This window comes from Nocardia sp. bgisy134, from assembly GCF_057708325.1.
On the sequence record NZ_JBYIRW010000040.1, the window covers coordinates 1 to 16,285 of the forward strand.

The window sequence follows — 16,285 nt, forward strand, 5'->3', positions numbered from 1 at the left end:
AGTCACTAGTTCTGGGCTGCGGCCAAGTGGGTTCGGAAGAACCGGATGCACAGGTCGAGCCATTCGGGCTCGTGCTTCATGGCGCAGTGGTCGTCGTCGGCGTAGAGCACCAGCTGGGCGTTGGGCGCGTAGGTGGCGATATCGATGGAATCCTCGACCCTGCACAGGGAGTCGTCGGCTCCGTTGACGACCAGCAGCGGGATCTCGATTCGCCGTAGGTGATCGCGCAGCGACAGCGCCGAAAGCTTGCCCACCATATCCGGCACGCTTGTGGCTCCGACGGTCCGGCGAATGGTGGAGACGATGATTTCGGGAACGCCGATCGACCCCGTCGGCGCGAAAGTGCGGTCGGCCAGCGCACCGTTGGCGACCGCGGCACGCAACCGCGGCTCGACCGCGGCCATACGGGTCGACCAGTACGCGCCGAAGCTGACGCCCAGCATGCCGATTCGCTGCGCGTCGACACGGTGATCGGCGGTGAGGAAGTCAACGACGGCCGAGTACACCCGCTCCGATTCCGGCGTCAGCGGCTGCCGGTAATGGAAGGTGCCGGGCATCTCCATGACGAAATAGGTCATGCCCTCGGCGCGATGCTGCAACAGCGGCAACGTCAGCTCGCCGAGGGTGCCCTCGAGGCCGTTGGTGATGAGCACGGTCGGCAACTGCTCGGCACCCTCCGGCGAGATCAGGTATCCGCGGACTTCATCGGCGCTGCCGCGGGGGATTCGCACCGCCTCCACGGTGATGCCCATGGCCGGGGCGAGCGCGGTGAGCAGGATCTCGCACAGCCGATGGGAGGTCTCGTAGGCCTGCAACCGGCGCGGGCTCCAACCCGGCCAGGACGCGGCGAACTCGTACACCACGACCTTGATCAGCGCGTCCAGAGCGACTGCGGCATCACAGTCTTCGGGGTGCAGCGCGCAAAAGCGGTCCACGGCGTCCGGTGGTGCGATCGGGCCGCGGTCGGCGAGGATCTCCACCGCCGGAGCGAGCAGTTCGCCGAGCTTGCGGACCTCCACGTCGGTGGTCGAATCGAGCAGTTCCCGCGTCGACGGTCCGCCGAGTACCGCCAGCGCGGCATCGGCCGTGGCGGTGTGTTCGTCGGCGAACGTCTCCCAGTGTGTGGTCCATCGGTTGTCGTCGAAGGAGTTGCACGCGGCCAATTGGGCGCTGAACACCGCGGGATCGATCCCACCGAGGTGAGTGAGCCGATCGGCGAAGAGTGCGGGCAGAAACGGCGCCGTGCCGAAACGGTTCGCGGCCCGTTCGGTGGTGCCGGTCAGTGCGAGGGTGCTGACGAAAAGCCTGCGGGCCCGGGATGTGGTCGATGCCACAGTCCTGCCTCCCTATCGGATCGAGGTGCCATAACGGTTGCGGCCGCGGGGCCAGCGTAAGCACCGTCGATGCTAAAAGCAAGACTATTGCGTTAAGAGTTCGCCGGGTTACGTAGCCAGCGCCAGTGGTCGCGCTGCGGCGTGCCGCACCAACCCAGCCCTATCCGGCCAGGCCTCGCAGGAGGGTGTCGACCATCTGCGCGATCAGCTGGTCGTCGACGGGTCGACGGACGAGCAGGGCCCGGAAATGCAGTGGGGCGATGAGCATTTCGAGGGCAATCCAGGGATCGGCCCCCGGGGCGAGTTCGTCGCGGGCGGCAGCGCGGTCGAAAATGACACTTGCCGCGTGGTACCGGGCTTTCCAGAACTCGGAGCGACCGCCGGCGGTGGCGGGATCGTCGTCGGCGACCGCCATCGCCCTGGCCAGCGCGGTACCCAGCGGCGTGGCCAGATAGGCCTCGACCGCTCGCGCCAGCGCGATCATGTCGCCGCGCAGCGATCCGGTGTCGGGGACCGGCAGCAGCTCCTCGCTGCGCTCCAGCAGCGCATCGAGCATCACGTTCTCGGTTGTCCCCCAACGTCGTTGGATCGATGTCGCATGAACCCCGGCCCGTCGAGCGATATCGCTCATCGTCACCCCGCCCGGGCCGTGTTCGGCCAGGACCTCCAGAGTTGCTTGCAGCACCGCGGTGCGCACTCGCGCGGACCGGCCGCCAGGGCGGCGCCGCACCTCGTCACCAAGCTCATCCTGACTCATCACCCTCACCCTAATGCATGCCTATTGCGTTAACGACGCGCCGCGCGTACTGTTCGTTAAAGCGGAATCTCTGCGTTAAAGGCACGGATCGCCGAAGGAGTCGACATGCCCTACCCATGGCCGCTGAACCCACAGGAGCTGTTCAGCGAGCGGTACGCGCAGATGACCAACACCGGATTGCCCGTCGACGACGTCGACGCGATGCGTGCCGTGATCACGGACATGTGGGCGGACGCCCCGGGCGGCGCGATCCGGTCTGGCCGGTGAGGTCGATGCCGCCGTCGACATCGGCGGGCCGGTCGAAGCCACCTTCGCCGGAACGGGGCCGACCCGGTTCGGCATGGCCGACATCATCGGCAACACACTGGGATTCGACGCGCCACCCAGCGCCGAGGAACGGATGGCCCGCTACGCGGAAATGTCGCTGCGCCCGCTACTCGATCAGGATCGCAACGCCCCGATGCTGATCATCAACGGCGCCGACGATGTCCACGTCCCGCAGCACGACACCCTGGTCTTCGAGGGACGCCGCGACACCGTCGTCGAGCCGCTGCCCGATACCGGGCATTGTGCGGTCACCAAGCTCCCCGAGGTGGCCTCGACCGTGCTGGACTGGCTCCCCCGCGCCCTGGCCTCCGCCGAGGTCGCCCGGTGACCGGCCTCGAGCTCCTCGACGACTACATCGCCCGGTTCAGCCGTGGGGTCGCTTTGTCAGCTCGCCACGCCGTCACCAACGTCCATGGTCAGTACACCTAGGTCGTGGGTTCGGTGGCCGTTCGGGCTTGGATGGTGTCGAGGGTGTCGAGCGCTTCTCGGCACCAGTCGACCCAGAGTTGTTCCATCGCGATTCCGGCTTTGAGGACGAGGTGCCGCAGGGCGTCGGCGTCGGTGTCGACAGTGGAGAAGTCGCGAGTCTCGATCTCTGTGTGTTTGACCAGGTCGCTGCCGTGCACGGCGAGATGGTGGGCGATCACTGCGCGCAGCCCGTCGAAGTCGCCGACGGAGGCCGCGGCCCGCGTTTTCACGATCAGGGATTCGCGGGCATGCGTCGGTTCGTCGATCTCGCCGGTCCAGTCGCGCAGGGCGGTTGTTCCCGCCTCGGTGATGGCGAAGCGTTTGGGTTGGCCGCGCCCAGGGCGTTCGGGTTGGGGCACTTCGGCGACCAGGCCGGTGGCGTGGAGCCGGTCGAGCTCCCGGTAGATCTGCTGATGGGAGGCCGACCAGAAGTATCCGTAGAGACGATCGAAGCGTTTGGCCAACTCGAAACCGCTGGATTCGCGTTCGGCCAGCGCTGTGAGGATCGCGAACTGCAGTGCCATTCGCCGAATCTTAGAGAGGTCGCCCGACGGCGGGTTCGTCAGTAGCCGGCGAATACCGGGGCGGACTTGGCCAGAAACGCTGCCACCGCCGTCTTGTGATCACGGGTGCGGCCCGTGCGGGTCATCTGGTCGGCTTCGAAATCCACGGCGGCATCGAGGGTTGTTCCGCAGGCGTGGTTGACCGAAGCCTTGATCGCGGCCAGCGCCGTCGTCGGGCCTGCGGCCAGTTCGTTCGACAGCGAACGCCAGCGTGCTTCGAAGTCGGTGTCGGCGACCACTTGGTGGACGATGCCGAGGCGCAGGGCTTCGGCGGATCCGATGACGCGTGGACGCATCAGTAGGTCCAGCGCGGCGGCACGGCCCGCGATACGGGGCAGGGTCCATGACATCCCGGTGTCGCAGGACAGTCCGATTCCGGCGAAGGCGGTGGTGAAGGCCGCCGACTCCGTGGCGATGCGCAGGTCACACGCCAGCGCCAGCGCCATCCCCGCTCCCGCGGCGGTTCCGTTGACGGCCGCGATCACCGGTTTGGGCATGCTCACCAGCAACTGCACGATCGGGTTGAAGTGTTCGCGCACCAGGTCGCCCAGAACGGTTGCTTCCGGAGCGCTCTGCAATTCCCGCAGGTCTTGTCCGGCGCAGAACGCGCGACCGTTGCCAGTGAGGACGACCGCGCGCACATCGGGATCGGCGGCTGCGGCGGCCAGGTCCCGCCGCAGCCGGTTGCGGGCGGCGGTGTCGATGCTGTTGAACTGCTGGGGCCGATTGAACCGGATGATGGTGGTCGCGCCTTCGGTGCGGGTGTCGATCACGGGAGTGTTGTCGTTCATCGGTTGTCGCTTCCTTCTCGGTTTCAGAGGGTGTCGCAGCGGTGGTGTGGGGTACTGGCGTTGGTGGGTGAGCGCAGATAAGGGCAGTGCTCTTCGAGCAGATGACCGATCACACTCAATCGGCGCGCGTAGTGCCCGATCGAGTCGCGGGCCGCGGGGCCGGGGCGGGTCATCGCGTCGTGACCGATCCAGCGGGCCGTGTCGGTTCGACGGGTCGCCCGCGCCGCGGCGTCGATGGCCCGATCGGGGTCGTCGAGCAGGGTCGTCGTTGCCCACGGGGCGCTGCGGCGCGCGAACTCGATCGCGAGGTACCAGTCGGCGACGCCGGCTCCGGCTGCCTCGTCGTAGGTGAGGGCGGCACCCTTTCGCCGTTCGCCGGTGGAATGGTCGACGATCAGCTGCAGTGCGCGAGCCATCGCGCCGACCGCCTCGTGGCAATAGGCGATGCGCGCGCGGGCGAGCGCGGTGGCAATGGTGGCCGAGTGATCGTGCTCGGGCGTCCCCAGTGGTGTCGCCGCGGCGCGGTCCAGGATCAGCCGCGCGGCGCGGCTGCCGTCGAGGAGGGTGTAGCCGTCGATCTCGACGGCGCGCTGGTCGGGTTCGATCAGGAACAGCCCGGTGCCGTCGCTGTCGGTGTGGGCACTGACGATCAGCAGCGAGGACTCAGCGCCGTAGACGACGGATTCCTTTGTGCCGGACACCGACCAGCCATGCCCCCGTCGGCTCGCCCGGCTGCCCGGATCCCCAGTTGCGTCGGCTTCGGAATGGGCGAATACCGGCAACAAGGTGCCTTGCCCGAGTGAGGTGAGCAGTTCTCGACGTTGTGGCGCGCCGGCCGCGCCGGTGATCAGAGCACCGGTCAGGACCGCCATGGCGACGTAGGGTTCGGGTGCAAGCACCCGGCCGATCTCCTCGGCCACGATTGCCGCTTCGGTCGGTCCGGCCCCGGCCGGGACAGGCTCCCCGCTGCGGCGCGAACCGAGCACGTCCAGCTGCGCCAGCGAACGCCAGATACCGGCATCGAAACCTGACGCGGTGGCGAGGCTGTCGCGACGGGCGTCGAGGTCGGGGTAGCGCAGCGCGAAGACGTCGTGCAGGTTCTTGCGCAGCGCGGGCTGATCGAGTTCGAAGGTCGAATCCATTGTTGGCCTTGGTTGTTCGTGGTCGCATGCGAGTCCTACCGCGGGGGTTGCGTGATCATCTCGCCGATGACTGTGCGGCTCGGCGCGGAAGGCTGCCCGGCGCGCTCGAGCATGGATGCCAGGTCGCGGCGGGCTCGGTCGTACTGCTGGGTGAGCGACCCGACCACGGGCAGGGACAGACGGCGGGAAAGCCACAGCGGTGAATCCTTCGAGACGGAAAGCGGCGAAGACGCCGCCGGGACTGCGCTTGAACCCGACGTTATTTCCAGCGAAGGCTTTATGCAACAAGTTGCACAAAAAGTGTGGCATCGCTCACTTTGCGGACCCCTCCAGCCCGGGGCCCGTGGGTTATCCGCCAGCTGCCAACCGAGGTGCAGCAGTCCGACCAAGGGCGTGACCAGCACGTTCACCGACGTCGGCGGATTGGACGACAAGCGATCGTGATTGCCGACACACTTTTTATGCAACTTGTTGCACAATGCGCGGCGGTCCCCATAGCCTCCTGTGCACCGCCTCGGGCCACCCCGCACCAGTCATGCGAACCCGGGCGATCCATCCACGTTCGACGCGCCAAGGAGAGCCGCGCATGGACATTCAGTTCGATTTCACCGGTAAGAAGGTCGTGATCTTCGGAGGCACGACCGGCATCAACTTCGGCATCGCCGAAGCCTTCGCCGCCCATGGCGCGGCCGTGGTGGTGGTCAGCCGCAAACGCGACAACGTCGACGCCGCGATCGCGCGGCTCGACGTGCACGGCGTGCCGGTCGGCGGCTTCGTGGCCGATGTGCGCGACATGCGGGCCGTGGAAGAGGTTTTCGAGTCGATCCGCACCGAGTGGGGAGCCATCGATGTCCTGATCTCGGGCGCGGCGGGCAACTTCCTCGCCGAGGCCTCGGCGCTGTCGTCGAATGGCTTCAAGGTGGTCGTCGACATCGACCTCAACGGCACCTTCCATGTGATGCGCGCCGGGCTCGACTACCTCGCTCCGGGCGCTTCGGTCATCAACATCACCGCCCCGCAGGCCTCGATCCCGGTCCGCTACCAAGCCCACGTGTGTGCGGCCAAAGCCGGTGTCGACCAACTGACCCGGGTGCTGGCCCTGGAATGGGGCGCCAAGGGGATCCGCGTCAATGCCATCGCTCCCGGCCCGATCGCCGGCACCGAGGGGATGGCGCGGTTGACCCCGCACGACGACGGCGCCGCCATCAAGACGGTGCCACTGGGAAGGCTTGGCACCAAAGACGATGTCGCCGGCCTGGCGATGTTCCTGTCGTCCTCGGCGGCCCGCTACATCTCCGGGGCGATCATCCCCTGCGACGGCGGCGGCTCGGGCGAAAGCGTTCTCCAGATCCAGGAAGCCGGACGGTTCCTGGCAGCAGCCGCCCAACAGTAAGCCCCCGTCGCGACACCTTCCCCGCTTCGCCAGCCGCGGGCCGCTACAGCCCGACAGCACTGGCCCCCAATGGTTTCCGTTCACCGCCTCATCGCCGCCACCGCAGAAAGATCCGACGTGCAACGCCACATCTTCGACACCGAACACAACGACTTCCGCGACCTCGTACGCACCTTCCTCGCCAAAGAGGTACTGCCGCACTACGAACAGTGGGAAAAGGACGGCGCAGTCTCCCGTGAGGTCTGGCTCGCCGCAGGCCGCCAGGGCCTGCTCGGCCTGTCCGCACCGGAAGAATTCGGCGGCGGGGGCACCACCGACTTCCGCTACAGCGCCATCATCGCCGAAGAACTCGCCAGTGCGGGCGTGCCCGGACTCGCGCTGGGACTGCACAACGACATGGTCGGCTCCTACCTGATCGGCCTGAGCAACGAGGAACAAAAGAGGCGCTGGCTGCCCGGCTTCTGCAGCGGCGAAACGATCGGCGCGATCGCCATGACCGAACCCGGCGGCGGCTCCGACCTCCAAGGCATCAGCACCCACGCCCAGGATCGCGGCGATCACTGGCTGCTCAACGGCTCCAAGACCTTCATCTCCAACGGCATCCTTGCCGATCTGGTCATCGTGGTCGCCAAAACCACCCCGGAAGGCGGGTCACGAGGCCTGTCACTGCTCGTGGTGGAACGCGGCATGGACGGCTTCGAACGCGGCCGCAACCTCGACAAACTCGGCCAGAAGGCCCAGGACACAGCGGAACTGTTCTTCAACGACGTCAAGGTGCCCAAGGAGAATCTGCTCGGACAACTCGACGGCGCGTTCCTGCACCTGGTCACCAACCTGGCCACCGAGCGGCTCCACATCGCCGCAGCCGCGATCGCGGTGGCGGAGCACATGCTCGACATCACCACCCGGTACGTCAAGGAGCGCGAAGCGTTCGGGCGACCGCTGGCCAAGCTGCAACACGTGCGCTTCGAGATCGCCGAGATGGCCACCGAGTGCGCCGTCACCCGGAGCTTCATCGACCGGTGCATCATCGATCACTCCGGCGGCGAACTCGATGCCGTGCACGCCTCCATGGCGAAATGGTGGGCCACCGAACTGCAAAAACGAGTCACCGACCGGTGCCTGCAACTGCACGGCGGCTACGGCTACATGACCGAGTACCCGGTCGCGAAGGCCTTCGTGGACGGACGCGTGCAGACCATCTACGGCGGCGCCACCGAGATCATGAAGGAGATCATCGGCCGCTCACTTCTCGCCTCCTGACCAATCCCTCGACCGCAGCAAACCGGCCTTATATTCAACCAAGTGGTTGACCATTGCCGCTGATGCGCGCATACTCAACCATGTGGTTGAACATGAATCCGATCGGCTGGACGCGCTGTTCCACGCGCTGTCGCACCCCACACGGCGGGCCATGTTGCGCACGCTGGCCGAGGGCGCGCACAGTGTCGGCGAGTTGGCCGAGCCGTACGCGATGACACTGGCCGGGGCGTCCAAGCACATCCAGGTGCTCGAGCGCGCGGGGTTGGTGCGGCGGACGGTGCACGGTCGGGTTCACATCTGCCGCCTCGACGCGCGGCCGATCCGGGACGGCGCCGAGTGGATGCGCTTCTACGAGCGCTTCTGGACCGAGCGACTCGACAGGCTCGAAGAACTACTCCGAACCGAGGATGAATCATGACGGCACAACGGATTTCCGACTACGGCACCGTGACCGAACCCGGCGCGGTGCGCATGGAACGGCTGCTGCCCGGCCCCATCGAGCGGGTGTGGCGGTACCTGACCGACGCGGAGCTGCGGCGCACCTGGCTGGCGGGCGGTGAGATGACGCAGGCGGCAGGCGGCTCGGTCGAATTGATCTTCCGCAATTCCGAACTCACCGATGCCGACGATCCGGCGCCGCCGCAGTACGCGAACGAGCACCGGATGCAGGGCGAGGTGCTGGCGTGTGAGCCGCCGCGGCTGCTGTCGTTCACCTGGGGCGACGGGTCGGAGGTGACGTTCACGCTGGAACAGGTGGGCGAGCAGGTCCGCCTGGAACTCACCCACCGCCGCCTCCCCGACCGCGACGCCCTGCTCAACGTCTCCGGCGGCTGGCACAGCCACCTCGACCTGCTCGTCGCCCGGCTGTCCGGAGGCACGCCGGAACCGTTCTGGCCCAAGCTCGCTCGGCTCGAGAAGGACTACGCCGAGCGCATCCCGGAGTAGCGGCCGAGCCGCCCTGCTCGCTCGGCGAGCAGGGCGGCGGACAGCTCGCGATCCCTCGCTCTTCGCCCGACAGCTGATGGCCCGACGTTCAGGCGACGAGCAGGCTGATCGTCTCGGTGACGCGGGCGGGTTTGCCGGAACCTCAGCGGCCGGCGAATTCGGCTGTCGTGCGGGTCAGGAAGGCCTGGATGCCGATGGCGGCGTCCTCGGTGGTGAACAGCTTCTGCACGGTGGGCACGAGCTCGGCTTCGGCGGCGGCCTCGCCCTCGCGTTCGGCCAGGCGCGCGTTGCGCAGGGTTGCCTGCACACCGAGTGGCGCCTGTCGCGCGATGACTCGCGCGATCTCGATCGCCCGTTCGACGTGCGTGTCGTCGGGTACGACTTCCTGGACGACGCCGATCCGGTGCGCTTCGGCGGCGTCGAACTCCTCGGCCGTCAGCAGCCAACGCATGGCGTTACCCCACCCCGCGGCACGCGGGAAGCGGATGGTCGTTCCGCCGAACGGGTAGATGCCGCGCGAGATCTCGAGTTGGGCGAAGGTGGTCGATTCGGCGGCCACCACGATGTCGGCGGCGAGCATCAGTTCGATGCCGAGGGTGAGGACTTTGCCGTGCACCGCGGCGACGATCGGCTTGGAGACCCGCTTGCCCTCGACTTGCCACGGGTTGATCCCGCCCTCCGGGACCATCGAGTTGCCCGCCTGGATCTCCCCGGCGACGCTGGCCAGATCCAAGCCGGAGGTGAACATCGTTCCCTCGCCGTAGAGAACGGCGGCGCGCACGCTGTCGTCGCGGTCGAGTTCGCCGAAGGCGGTGGCCAGTTCCCGCAGCATCGTGATGTCGAAGGCGTTGCGTTTGGCCGGGCGGTCGAGGCCGATGATCTGCACCGCGCCGCGGCGGCGAACGGTGAGGGTTTCGTAGGTCATGAGTATTTAGTCCTTTCGGGGTTCGGGCACGCTGACGGCTTCAGGCATGGGACTGCTTCTTTCGCTGGAACGCGGTGACCGCCGAGAGCACCAGCGCCGAGGGATTGACGTGATCGGGGAACTGCGACCGCATGTGCGTGACCAGTTCGCGCAAGTTCGCACTGCTGTCGACGTGCGCGGCGAATTGTTCGATGTAGTCGCGGGTTTCGGCGATGCAGTCGGCGGTGTCGGCGGCGCCGGGTCGTTTGTGCCCGGCCACGACGGTGGCAGGGTTCAGTGCGGCGATGACATCGACACTGCCCAGCCATTTCTGCCATTCCGCGGGCCCGCTGACGGCGAGGAAGGGATTGACCCCGTTGTAGATCGCGTCGCCCGCGACGACCGCCGCGATCGAGGGGATGTGCAGGATCGCCGTGGGAGCGATGTCGGCCTGGGGGATTTCGAGGACGTGGACCGCGATGCCGTCGACCGACAGGGTCGGCTCGTCGAGAGGTTCGGGCACGACCGCGTTGTCGAGGGCCTGCCCGGCGAAGAATTCGCGGGCGTAGGCGCGATCGGAGTCGATGCTCGCGGCGATGTGCGCTGCCACCGATGCCACCGCTACCGGCCGGGCTTCGGGGAACCGGTCGAGCAATCGCTGGAGCCCGAAGTAATGGTCGGAATGGCCGTGGGTGACGAAGATCGTGGTCAACCGCTTGCCGGAGGCTTCGATGCGCCTGATGACCTCGTCGACGTCGGCGGCCCGGTACTGGGTGTCGACGAGCAGCGCCTCGCTGGGACCGGTGACGAGGGTCGAGGTGGTCGGCGAGAACATCCCTCCGTTGGGGAGGTCGAATGCCTCGCTGGTGTAGACGTCCAGTATCAGTTTGTCGCTCATTGGATTTCGCCTTCGCGGATGGCTTCGGCCAGGGAGTGGACCCGGCTGAGGTGGTGGGCGCCGTAGAAGTCGGCCTCGCGCAGCCGTCGCAGGTCGTCCTCGGTGGGTTCGGGATGGGCGAGCAGCGCGGCGGAAATGATGCGCGCGTGCATCCACGCCCCGGCGATGAGGGCCATCATGGTCAGGTAGTTCACCGAGCCCGCGTAAGCGTCGCGTCGATCGTTCGCCGCCAGTTCCAGCAGCCTTCGAGTCGTGTCGCGGGCGCACTCGATCGCACGGTCCAGCCGCTCGACAGTGCGCCGCACCACCGGATGTTGCGATTGCCGCAACGGAACCAAGTCGCCGGCGATCAACCCGAGCGCCAGTTCTGCGGTGGCGCCTTTGTCGCGAATGACCTTGCGGCCCACCAGGTCGTTGGATTGGATCCCGGTCGTGCCCTCGTAGATGGGCAGGATCCTGGCGTCGCGGTAGTACTGGGCGGCGCCGGTCTCCTCGATGAACCCCATGCCACCGTGCACCTGGATGGCGTCGGAGGCGATGCGCACGGATTCCTCGGTGAACCAGCCCTTCATGACCGGCACGAAGAATTCGGCCAGCTGCGCAGCCTGCTGGGAGTCGTCGCGCCGCCAGCGGTCGCACCACTCCCCCAGTTGCAGTGAGAACGCGCGCATCGCCGAGAGGGAACTCGACATCGACAGCAGCAGGCGCGCGACATCGGGGTGCTCGGCGATCGGGGAGTCTGTGGGGCGTCCGAGCACCCGGCCCTGCACTCGCTGTTCGGCGTAGTCGCGGGCCTGCTGGTAGGCGCGGTCGGCGATGCCCAATCCCTGCAGGCCGACGCCGATGCGCGTGTTGTTCATCATGACGAACATCGCCATCAGGCCGAAGTGTTGTCGTCCCACGAGATGACCGACCGCGTCGTCGTATTCGAGTACGCAGGTGGGGCTGGCGTGGATGCCGAGCTTGTGTTCCAGCGCGAGAGTCGTGACGCGGTTCCGTTCCCCGACGCCGCCGTCGCGGCCGGGCAGGAATTTCGGCACCACGAACAGCGAGAGCCCGGCCAGCCCTTCCGGTGCGTCCGGGGTCCGGGCCAGGACCAAATGGACGATGTTCTCGGTCAGGTCGTGGTCGCCCCAGGTGATGAAGATCTTCTGGCCCCGCACGGACCAGGTGCCGTCGTCGTTGGGACGGGCGGTGGTGCGGATGGCGGCCAGATCCGTCCCGGACTGGGGTTCGGTCAGGTTCATCGTTCCGGTCCATTCGCCGGACACCATCTTGGGCAGGTACGTCGCGCGCAGTTCCTCGCTCCCGGCGGTCTGCAGCGCGGTGATCGCGGCGGTGGACAGCCCCCAGCACAGCGAGAACGCCGTGTTGGCCGCGGTCCACAATTCCGAGACGGCGTTGTAGACCATCAATGGCACACCGCCGCCGCCGATCTCGCTGTCCAGGCCGAAACCGACCCATCCGGCTTCGGCGAAAGAACGGTAGGCCTTGACGTACCCGGGCGGGGTGGTCACCACGCCCTCGGCCAGCACGCTGCCGACCCGGTCGCCGACGGGATTGAGCGGATGCATCACCTGCACCGCGAAATCGGCTGCGGTGGTGAGGATGTCGTTCACATCGGCGGCGTTCAGCTCGCCGTTGCCGAGGGTGTGCAGCAGCTCGTCGCCGAATACGTGGGTGTAGAGGAAGTCGTAGTCGTCGATGGGCGGTCGATACATCGATCTGCCTTTCAGAGTCGGATGCCGACAGTGGTGGCGAGACCGCCGTCGAGCGGAATCACCGCGCCGGTCACGAAATTCGAGGCACGCGAGCTGAGGAACACCGCGGTGGCGGCGATGTCGGCCGGCTCGCCGATGCGGCCGAGCGGGCTGGCAGCCCGCAGTTCGTCGCCGACCTCTTCGAGGGTCTTGGCCATCATCTTCGACGGGAACGGACCGGGAGCGATGGCGTTGACGAGGATGGACGGCGCGAGTTCGGCGGCCATGTGCCTGGTCAGGTGATGGACCGCGGCCTTGGACGCGGAGTAGGAGTAGTTGCCGACCCCGGGAACTACCAGCCCGTCGATGGAACCGATGTTGATCACCCGGGCCGGATCTCCCTCGGCGGCAGCCTGTTCCAGCAGCGGACGAGCCAGCCGGGTCAGGGTGAACGGCGCTTTGACGTTCGCGTCGAGCACCTTGTCCCATGCGGCGTCGGGGAATTCGTCGAACGGCGCTCCCCAGCTCGCGCCCGCGTTGTTGACCAGCACGTGCAGCGCGGATTCGCGGGCGGCGACGGCTTCGATCAGCGTCCGGCACTGGGCCTCGCTGCTGACGTCGCAGGGTATGGCGTGCACTTCGCCGTACCGCGAGAGGTTCTCGGCGGCTTCGGCGCAGGCGGCTTCTTTGCGCGAGGAGATGTACACGCGCGCACCGGCTTTCAGGTAGCCCTCGGCGATCATGTAGCCGATACCGCGGGTGCCGCCGGTGACCAGCACCGTCTTGCCTTCGACGGAGAAGATTTCGGGAAACATTCGTACCTTTCGGGGTGGGGGAAGGTCAGGAGTAGAGGTCCGCTCGATGAACGACCCGCCTGCCAAGCGGTTTTCGATCACGCCGGGAGCGATGTTCTCGCCGGAAGACGTGATCAGCAGGTCCTTCTTACGGTCGGTGATGTGCAGTCGGCCCGCCGCGTCGAAGTAGCCGAGGTCACCGGTGTGCAGCCACTGATCGGTGAACAGTCCCGCGCGGTCCTCGGCGCGCCAGTAGCCCGTGGTGTTGCCGCGGCTGCGAACCAGGACCTCGCGGTCGGCGGCGATGCGAATATCGGCGCCCGGCAGCGGAAGACCTACCGAGTCGCGGCTCCCGGATCCGAGCCGGTCGCAGGCCGCCGGACCGGATGTCTCGGTGAGGCCATAGCCCAGATGGATGTCCACTCCGATCGCGGCGAGCGTGATCCGCAGATCGTGGGACATCGGCGCGGCGCCCGTGCCGGCGAACAGAACCTTGTCCAAACCCAGCGTCCAGCGGACGTCGCGCAGCAGACCCTCTCGCGCGCGAACAGCCGCGACCGCCTCCGGGGCGGGTACCGGCCGGTCCTCCCATCGCGCGTGGGCCACCTGCCGGAGGATCTGCCGGTCGCGATCGAGATCGGCTCGGCGGGAGTCGAATTCGGCGCTGCCGATGACCCGCTGCGCAGCGGCGTGCAGCTTCTCCCACACCCGGGGGACAGTCATCAGGAAGCTGGGCCGGTGCGTTTGGAGCGCGTGGATCAGCCGCCTCGGTTCCGGGCAGCAGAACACGTGGCCGCCCAGCCGCATCGGCAGATACAACGACCACAGGCGCTCGGCCACATGCGCCAGCGGCAGGTGCGAGACGGCGCGGTAGTCGTAGTCGACGGTGCCGGTGCGCACCATGGCCTCGACCTCCCACAACAGGTTGTCGTGGGTGAGGACGACCCCCTTGGGAAATCCGGTCGTTCCCGAGGTGTAGACGATGGTGACCGGATCCGACGGCTCGATCGCCGCGATCCGGGAGTCCAGTTCCTCGGCCACCCAGTCGCGACTGTCCGCGCCGAGGGTGAGCAGCTCGTCCCAGGTGAACTCGGTCGGTGGATTCGGGTCGTCGAGGGGATCGAACAGCACCAGCTTCGGCTGGTTGGCCACGACCCACGGCAGGTGACGCACGATCCGCTGCTGAGGATGTTCCTCCACCACGATCATCCGAGGCATGCAGTCCGCGAGGACGTGATCGATCCGTTCGGCGGCCATCGTCGGATACACGCTCACCGGGACCGCACCGCAGTGCAGCGCCGCGAGGTCGGCCATCAGGTGTTCGGGACAGTTGCGGCCGAGGATCGCGACGGTGTCGCCGGCCCGTACCCCGAGCCGCAGCATCGCACCGGCGAGGTTCAGCACACGTTCGCGATAGTCGAACCAGGTCATGGTGCGCACCAACATGCCGTCCCACCACGACACCGCGAACCGGTCCGAATGCCGGGCCGCCGCAACGGAGAGCAGATGGCAGAAGGTCGGCACCTCCGTCGCGGCCCCGATCTCACCCGCAGCCTCGTAGTTGCTGGTGCTCATGAACTTGCTCCTTCGACAAAACCCGTGGTCAGCGCCGACCGACCGGGCTAGACTAAATCGTCTAGACTAAATCGTCAACAGTTGCGGGGCGCGAAAGACGATGCCGCTATGCTTGGTTCGGTGAAAACGCAGGAAGCCGCGACGAACGGCGACAAATCGGCACGTACCGTGCCCTCGCACAAGGAGCGGCTGCTCCGTCAGGGCATGCAGCACTTCTATGCCTACGGCTTCCACGGCACCACGGTCGATGCGGTCCTGGAGGCCTCAGGGGTCCCGAAGGGCTCCTTCTATCACCACTTCGGATCCAAGGAAGCCTTCGGCCGAGCGGTGCTCGAGCGCTACAGCCGCTACCAACTCGATCTGCTCGCGAAGTGGGCGGCGAAGTCCGAGTTGAGCACCGCGGACAAGCTCTGCGGCTACTTCTCGGCGATGGCCGATCACTTCGTCGAGTCCGGGTATCAGCACGCCTGCTTGTTCGGGAAGTTCTCCACCGAGGTCGCCGCGACCTCCGATACGTTCCGCGAGCAACTCGACACCGATGTGCGCGCCTGGCAATCGCACCTGCGCGATGCGATCGCGGCAGGCCAGTCCGCGGGCGATGTCCGGAGCGACCGCACGGCCGACGAGCTCGCAGACACCGTCCTGGCCCTGATCCAAGGGGCGTTCGTCGTCGCGCTGTCCACCCGCGACGACGAATCCCTTCGCTCGGTCTGCCGGTCTATTCCGAGTTTGATCTCATGATCCGCGCGGGCTCGGATGTACCGGCATCCTGGCCAGCCCGCGCCAGCACATCGCCACCGTCGCCTCCACGGCGTCCGCCTTGGCGACCGGACGTCCGCTCTCGACCCAATCCGTAGCCGCGGCTTGCCACGCCCCGACGAGGCCGGTCGCCACCATGCGGGCGCGAAAGTCGTTGCCCTCCCGGTTCATCGCCTCGCAGACCGCGTCGACGCAGTCCTCGGTGGAGCGCGCCAGTCGGCGGCGGACCGGGGGTTCGCCGCCGGCGTCCGAATCGAAGACGAGGCGATAGCTCCGTGGCCGACGGTCGACGAAGTCGAAGGTGGCCGACGTCGCGGCCCGCATTCGGCGCTCGCTGTCGGTCGCCGACCGAAGGGCCTTTCGCACGCCGCCGACCCAGGCGTCGACGTGCATCTCGACAACAGCGAGATAGAGTCCCAGCTTGCCGGGAAAATGCGCGTACACAATCGGTTTCGATACTCGCGCCTGCTCGCAGACATGTTCCATCACCGTCGCGTAGTAGCCCCGTAACCCGAACACCTCACTGGCAGCGGCCAAGAGCTGCGCCCGTTCGCGGCGACCGGACGGTCGTAGCGACCGACGAATCGAGGAGTCAGCCGATGCCGGTGCATCGCCGTTCATCATCACCTTCTCTATGAAATTCGAGGACATGCACCGAGACCCGGGAATCCC

At 67.1% G+C, this 16,285-nt stretch carries 17 protein-coding genes and 1 pseudogene; 7 read left to right on the forward strand and 11 right to left on the reverse strand.

The features are described 5' to 3' along the window. Positions 1-5 precede the first annotated feature (5 nt). Together AC3ERS_RS36170 and AC3ERS_RS36175 are read right to left on the reverse strand one after the other, a co-directional pair. A complete protein-coding gene (locus tag AC3ERS_RS36170; protein ID WP_431972659.1) occupies positions 6-1,334 on the reverse strand; it encodes an alpha/beta hydrolase family protein in 1,329 nt (442 codons plus the stop codon). Positions 1,335-1,494: 160 nt separating this feature from the next. Then, complete coding sequence (locus AC3ERS_RS36175) at positions 1,495-2,091, reverse strand: TetR/AcrR family transcriptional regulator (RefSeq protein ID WP_431972660.1); 597 nt, start codon at positions 2,089-2,091, stop codon at positions 1,495-1,497. Positions 2,092-2,196: 105 nt separating this feature from the next. On the opposite strand from AC3ERS_RS36175, the gene AC3ERS_RS36180 reads away from it, so the two are divergent. Together AC3ERS_RS36180 and AC3ERS_RS36185 are read left to right on the forward strand one after the other, a co-directional pair. After that, on the forward strand, positions 2,197-2,358 hold the full coding sequence (locus tag AC3ERS_RS36180; protein WP_431972661.1) for a hypothetical protein: 162 nt from the start codon (positions 2,197-2,199) through the stop codon (positions 2,356-2,358). A gap of 73 nt (positions 2,359-2,431) precedes the next feature. Continuing rightward, positions 2,432-2,746 carry an alpha/beta hydrolase gene (locus tag AC3ERS_RS36185; RefSeq protein ID WP_431972662.1) on the forward strand — a complete coding sequence of 105 codons (315 nt, stop codon included), beginning with the start codon at positions 2,432-2,434 and terminating at the stop codon, positions 2,744-2,746. A 97-nt stretch (positions 2,747-2,843) separates the two neighbouring features. Here the strand turns inward: AC3ERS_RS36185 and AC3ERS_RS36190 are convergent, their stop codons facing one another. The 3 genes from AC3ERS_RS36190 to AC3ERS_RS36200 are packed head-to-tail and all read right to left on the reverse strand — an operon-like array spanning position 2,844 to position 5,382. After that, complete coding sequence (locus AC3ERS_RS36190) at positions 2,844-3,410, reverse strand: PadR family transcriptional regulator (protein WP_431972663.1); 567 nt, start codon at positions 3,408-3,410, stop codon at positions 2,844-2,846. A gap of 38 nt (positions 3,411-3,448) precedes the next feature. Continuing rightward, the gene (locus AC3ERS_RS36195) at positions 3,449-4,240 is read right to left on the reverse strand and encodes an enoyl-CoA hydratase-related protein (RefSeq protein WP_431972664.1); all 792 of its coding nucleotides are present in this window, start codon (positions 4,238-4,240) and stop codon (positions 3,449-3,451) included. A gap of 23 nt (positions 4,241-4,263) precedes the next feature. Beyond that, the gene (locus AC3ERS_RS36200) at positions 4,264-5,382 is read right to left on the reverse strand and encodes an acyl-CoA dehydrogenase family protein (protein ID WP_431972665.1); all 1,119 of its coding nucleotides are present in this window, start codon (positions 5,380-5,382) and stop codon (positions 4,264-4,266) included. Positions 5,383-5,917: 535 nt separating this feature from the next. On the opposite strand from AC3ERS_RS36200, the gene AC3ERS_RS36205 reads away from it, so the two are divergent. From AC3ERS_RS36205 to AC3ERS_RS36220, 4 genes are all read left to right on the forward strand, one after another. Beyond that, positions 5,918-6,775, forward strand: coding sequence for an SDR family oxidoreductase (locus AC3ERS_RS36205; protein ID WP_431972666.1), 858 nt, complete (start codon positions 5,918-5,920; stop codon positions 6,773-6,775). 117 nt (positions 6,776-6,892) lie between these two features. Next, entirely contained in the window at positions 6,893-8,038 is a 1,146-nt protein-coding gene (locus tag AC3ERS_RS36210; RefSeq protein ID WP_431972667.1) for an acyl-CoA dehydrogenase family protein, read from the forward strand. A gap of 82 nt (positions 8,039-8,120) precedes the next feature. Next, entirely contained in the window at positions 8,121-8,456 is a 336-nt protein-coding gene (locus tag AC3ERS_RS36215; protein WP_431972668.1) for an ArsR/SmtB family transcription factor, read from the forward strand. After that, positions 8,453-8,983: an SRPBCC family protein gene (locus AC3ERS_RS36220; RefSeq protein WP_431972669.1), complete on the forward strand. Its 531-nt coding sequence runs from the start codon at positions 8,453-8,455 to the stop codon at positions 8,981-8,983. The genes AC3ERS_RS36215 and AC3ERS_RS36220 overlap by 4 nt, the downstream gene beginning before the upstream one ends. 142 nt (positions 8,984-9,125) lie before the next feature. Here the strand turns inward: AC3ERS_RS36220 and AC3ERS_RS36225 are convergent, their stop codons facing one another. From AC3ERS_RS36225 to AC3ERS_RS36245, 5 genes and pseudogenes are all read right to left on the reverse strand, one after another. Beyond that, on the reverse strand, positions 9,126-9,908 hold the full coding sequence (locus tag AC3ERS_RS36225; RefSeq protein WP_431972670.1) for a crotonase/enoyl-CoA hydratase family protein: 783 nt from the start codon (positions 9,906-9,908) through the stop codon (positions 9,126-9,128). A 40-nt stretch (positions 9,909-9,948) separates the two neighbouring features. Then, positions 9,949-10,785: an MBL fold metallo-hydrolase gene (locus AC3ERS_RS36230; RefSeq protein ID WP_431972671.1), complete on the reverse strand. Its 837-nt coding sequence runs from the start codon at positions 10,783-10,785 to the stop codon at positions 9,949-9,951. Further along, positions 10,782-12,506: an acyl-CoA dehydrogenase family protein gene (locus tag AC3ERS_RS36235; protein ID WP_431972672.1), complete on the reverse strand. Its 1,725-nt coding sequence runs from the start codon at positions 12,504-12,506 to the stop codon at positions 10,782-10,784. The genes AC3ERS_RS36230 and AC3ERS_RS36235 overlap by 4 nt, the downstream gene beginning before the upstream one ends. 11 nt (positions 12,507-12,517) lie before the next feature. Then, the gene (locus AC3ERS_RS36240) at positions 12,518-13,300 is read right to left on the reverse strand and encodes an SDR family oxidoreductase (RefSeq protein ID WP_431972674.1); all 783 of its coding nucleotides are present in this window, start codon (positions 13,298-13,300) and stop codon (positions 12,518-12,520) included. 240 nt (positions 13,301-13,540) lie between these two features. Beyond that, positions 13,541-14,854, reverse strand: a pseudogene (locus AC3ERS_RS36245) (AMP-binding protein); the annotation flags it as partial. Between the two features lie 120 nt (positions 14,855-14,974). Between AC3ERS_RS36245 and AC3ERS_RS36250 the strand changes: the two are divergent. Further along, complete coding sequence (locus AC3ERS_RS36250) at positions 14,975-15,595, forward strand: TetR/AcrR family transcriptional regulator (protein WP_431972673.1); 621 nt, start codon at positions 14,975-14,977, stop codon at positions 15,593-15,595. On the opposite strand, the gene AC3ERS_RS36255 is transcribed toward AC3ERS_RS36250, so the two are convergent. Then, positions 15,590-16,150, reverse strand: a complete 561-nt coding sequence (locus tag AC3ERS_RS36255; protein WP_435590224.1) for a TetR/AcrR family transcriptional regulator — start codon at positions 16,148-16,150, stop codon at positions 15,590-15,592. The genes AC3ERS_RS36250 and AC3ERS_RS36255 overlap by 6 nt on opposite strands. Between the last annotated feature and the right edge of the window lie 135 nt (positions 16,151-16,285).

Bases quoted from the DNA above. Each gene is read 5' to 3' on its own strand.
- AC3ERS_RS36235 (WP_431972672.1), bottom strand. From the start codon at position 12,506: ATGTATCGACCGCCCATCGACGACTACGACTTCCTCTACACCCACGTA.
- AC3ERS_RS36230 (WP_431972671.1), bottom strand. From the start codon at position 10,785: ATGAGCGACAAACTGATACTGGACGTCTACACCAGCGAGGCATTCGAC.
- AC3ERS_RS36200 (WP_431972665.1), bottom strand. From the start codon at position 5,382: ATGGATTCGACCTTCGAACTCGATCAGCCCGCGCTGCGCAAGAACCTG.
- AC3ERS_RS36195 (WP_431972664.1), bottom strand. From the start codon at position 4,240: ATGAACGACAACACTCCCGTGATCGACACCCGCACCGAAGGCGCGACC.
- AC3ERS_RS36175 (WP_431972660.1), bottom strand. From the start codon at position 2,091: ATGAGTCAGGATGAGCTTGGTGACGAGGTGCGGCGCCGCCCTGGCGGC.
- AC3ERS_RS36220 (WP_431972669.1), top strand. From the start codon at position 8,453: ATGACGGCACAACGGATTTCCGACTACGGCACCGTGACCGAACCCGGC.
- AC3ERS_RS36240 (WP_431972674.1), bottom strand. From the start codon at position 13,300: ATGTTTCCCGAAATCTTCTCCGTCGAAGGCAAGACGGTGCTGGTCACC.
- AC3ERS_RS36180 (WP_431972661.1), top strand. From the start codon at position 2,197: ATGCCCTACCCATGGCCGCTGAACCCACAGGAGCTGTTCAGCGAGCGG.
- AC3ERS_RS36190 (WP_431972663.1), bottom strand. From the start codon at position 3,410: ATGGCACTGCAGTTCGCGATCCTCACAGCGCTGGCCGAACGCGAATCC.
- AC3ERS_RS36225 (WP_431972670.1), bottom strand. From the start codon at position 9,908: ATGACCTACGAAACCCTCACCGTTCGCCGCCGCGGCGCGGTGCAGATC.
- AC3ERS_RS36185 (WP_431972662.1), top strand. From the start codon at position 2,432: ATGGCCGACATCATCGGCAACACACTGGGATTCGACGCGCCACCCAGC.
- AC3ERS_RS36205 (WP_431972666.1), top strand. From the start codon at position 5,918: ATGCGAACCCGGGCGATCCATCCACGTTCGACGCGCCAAGGAGAGCCG.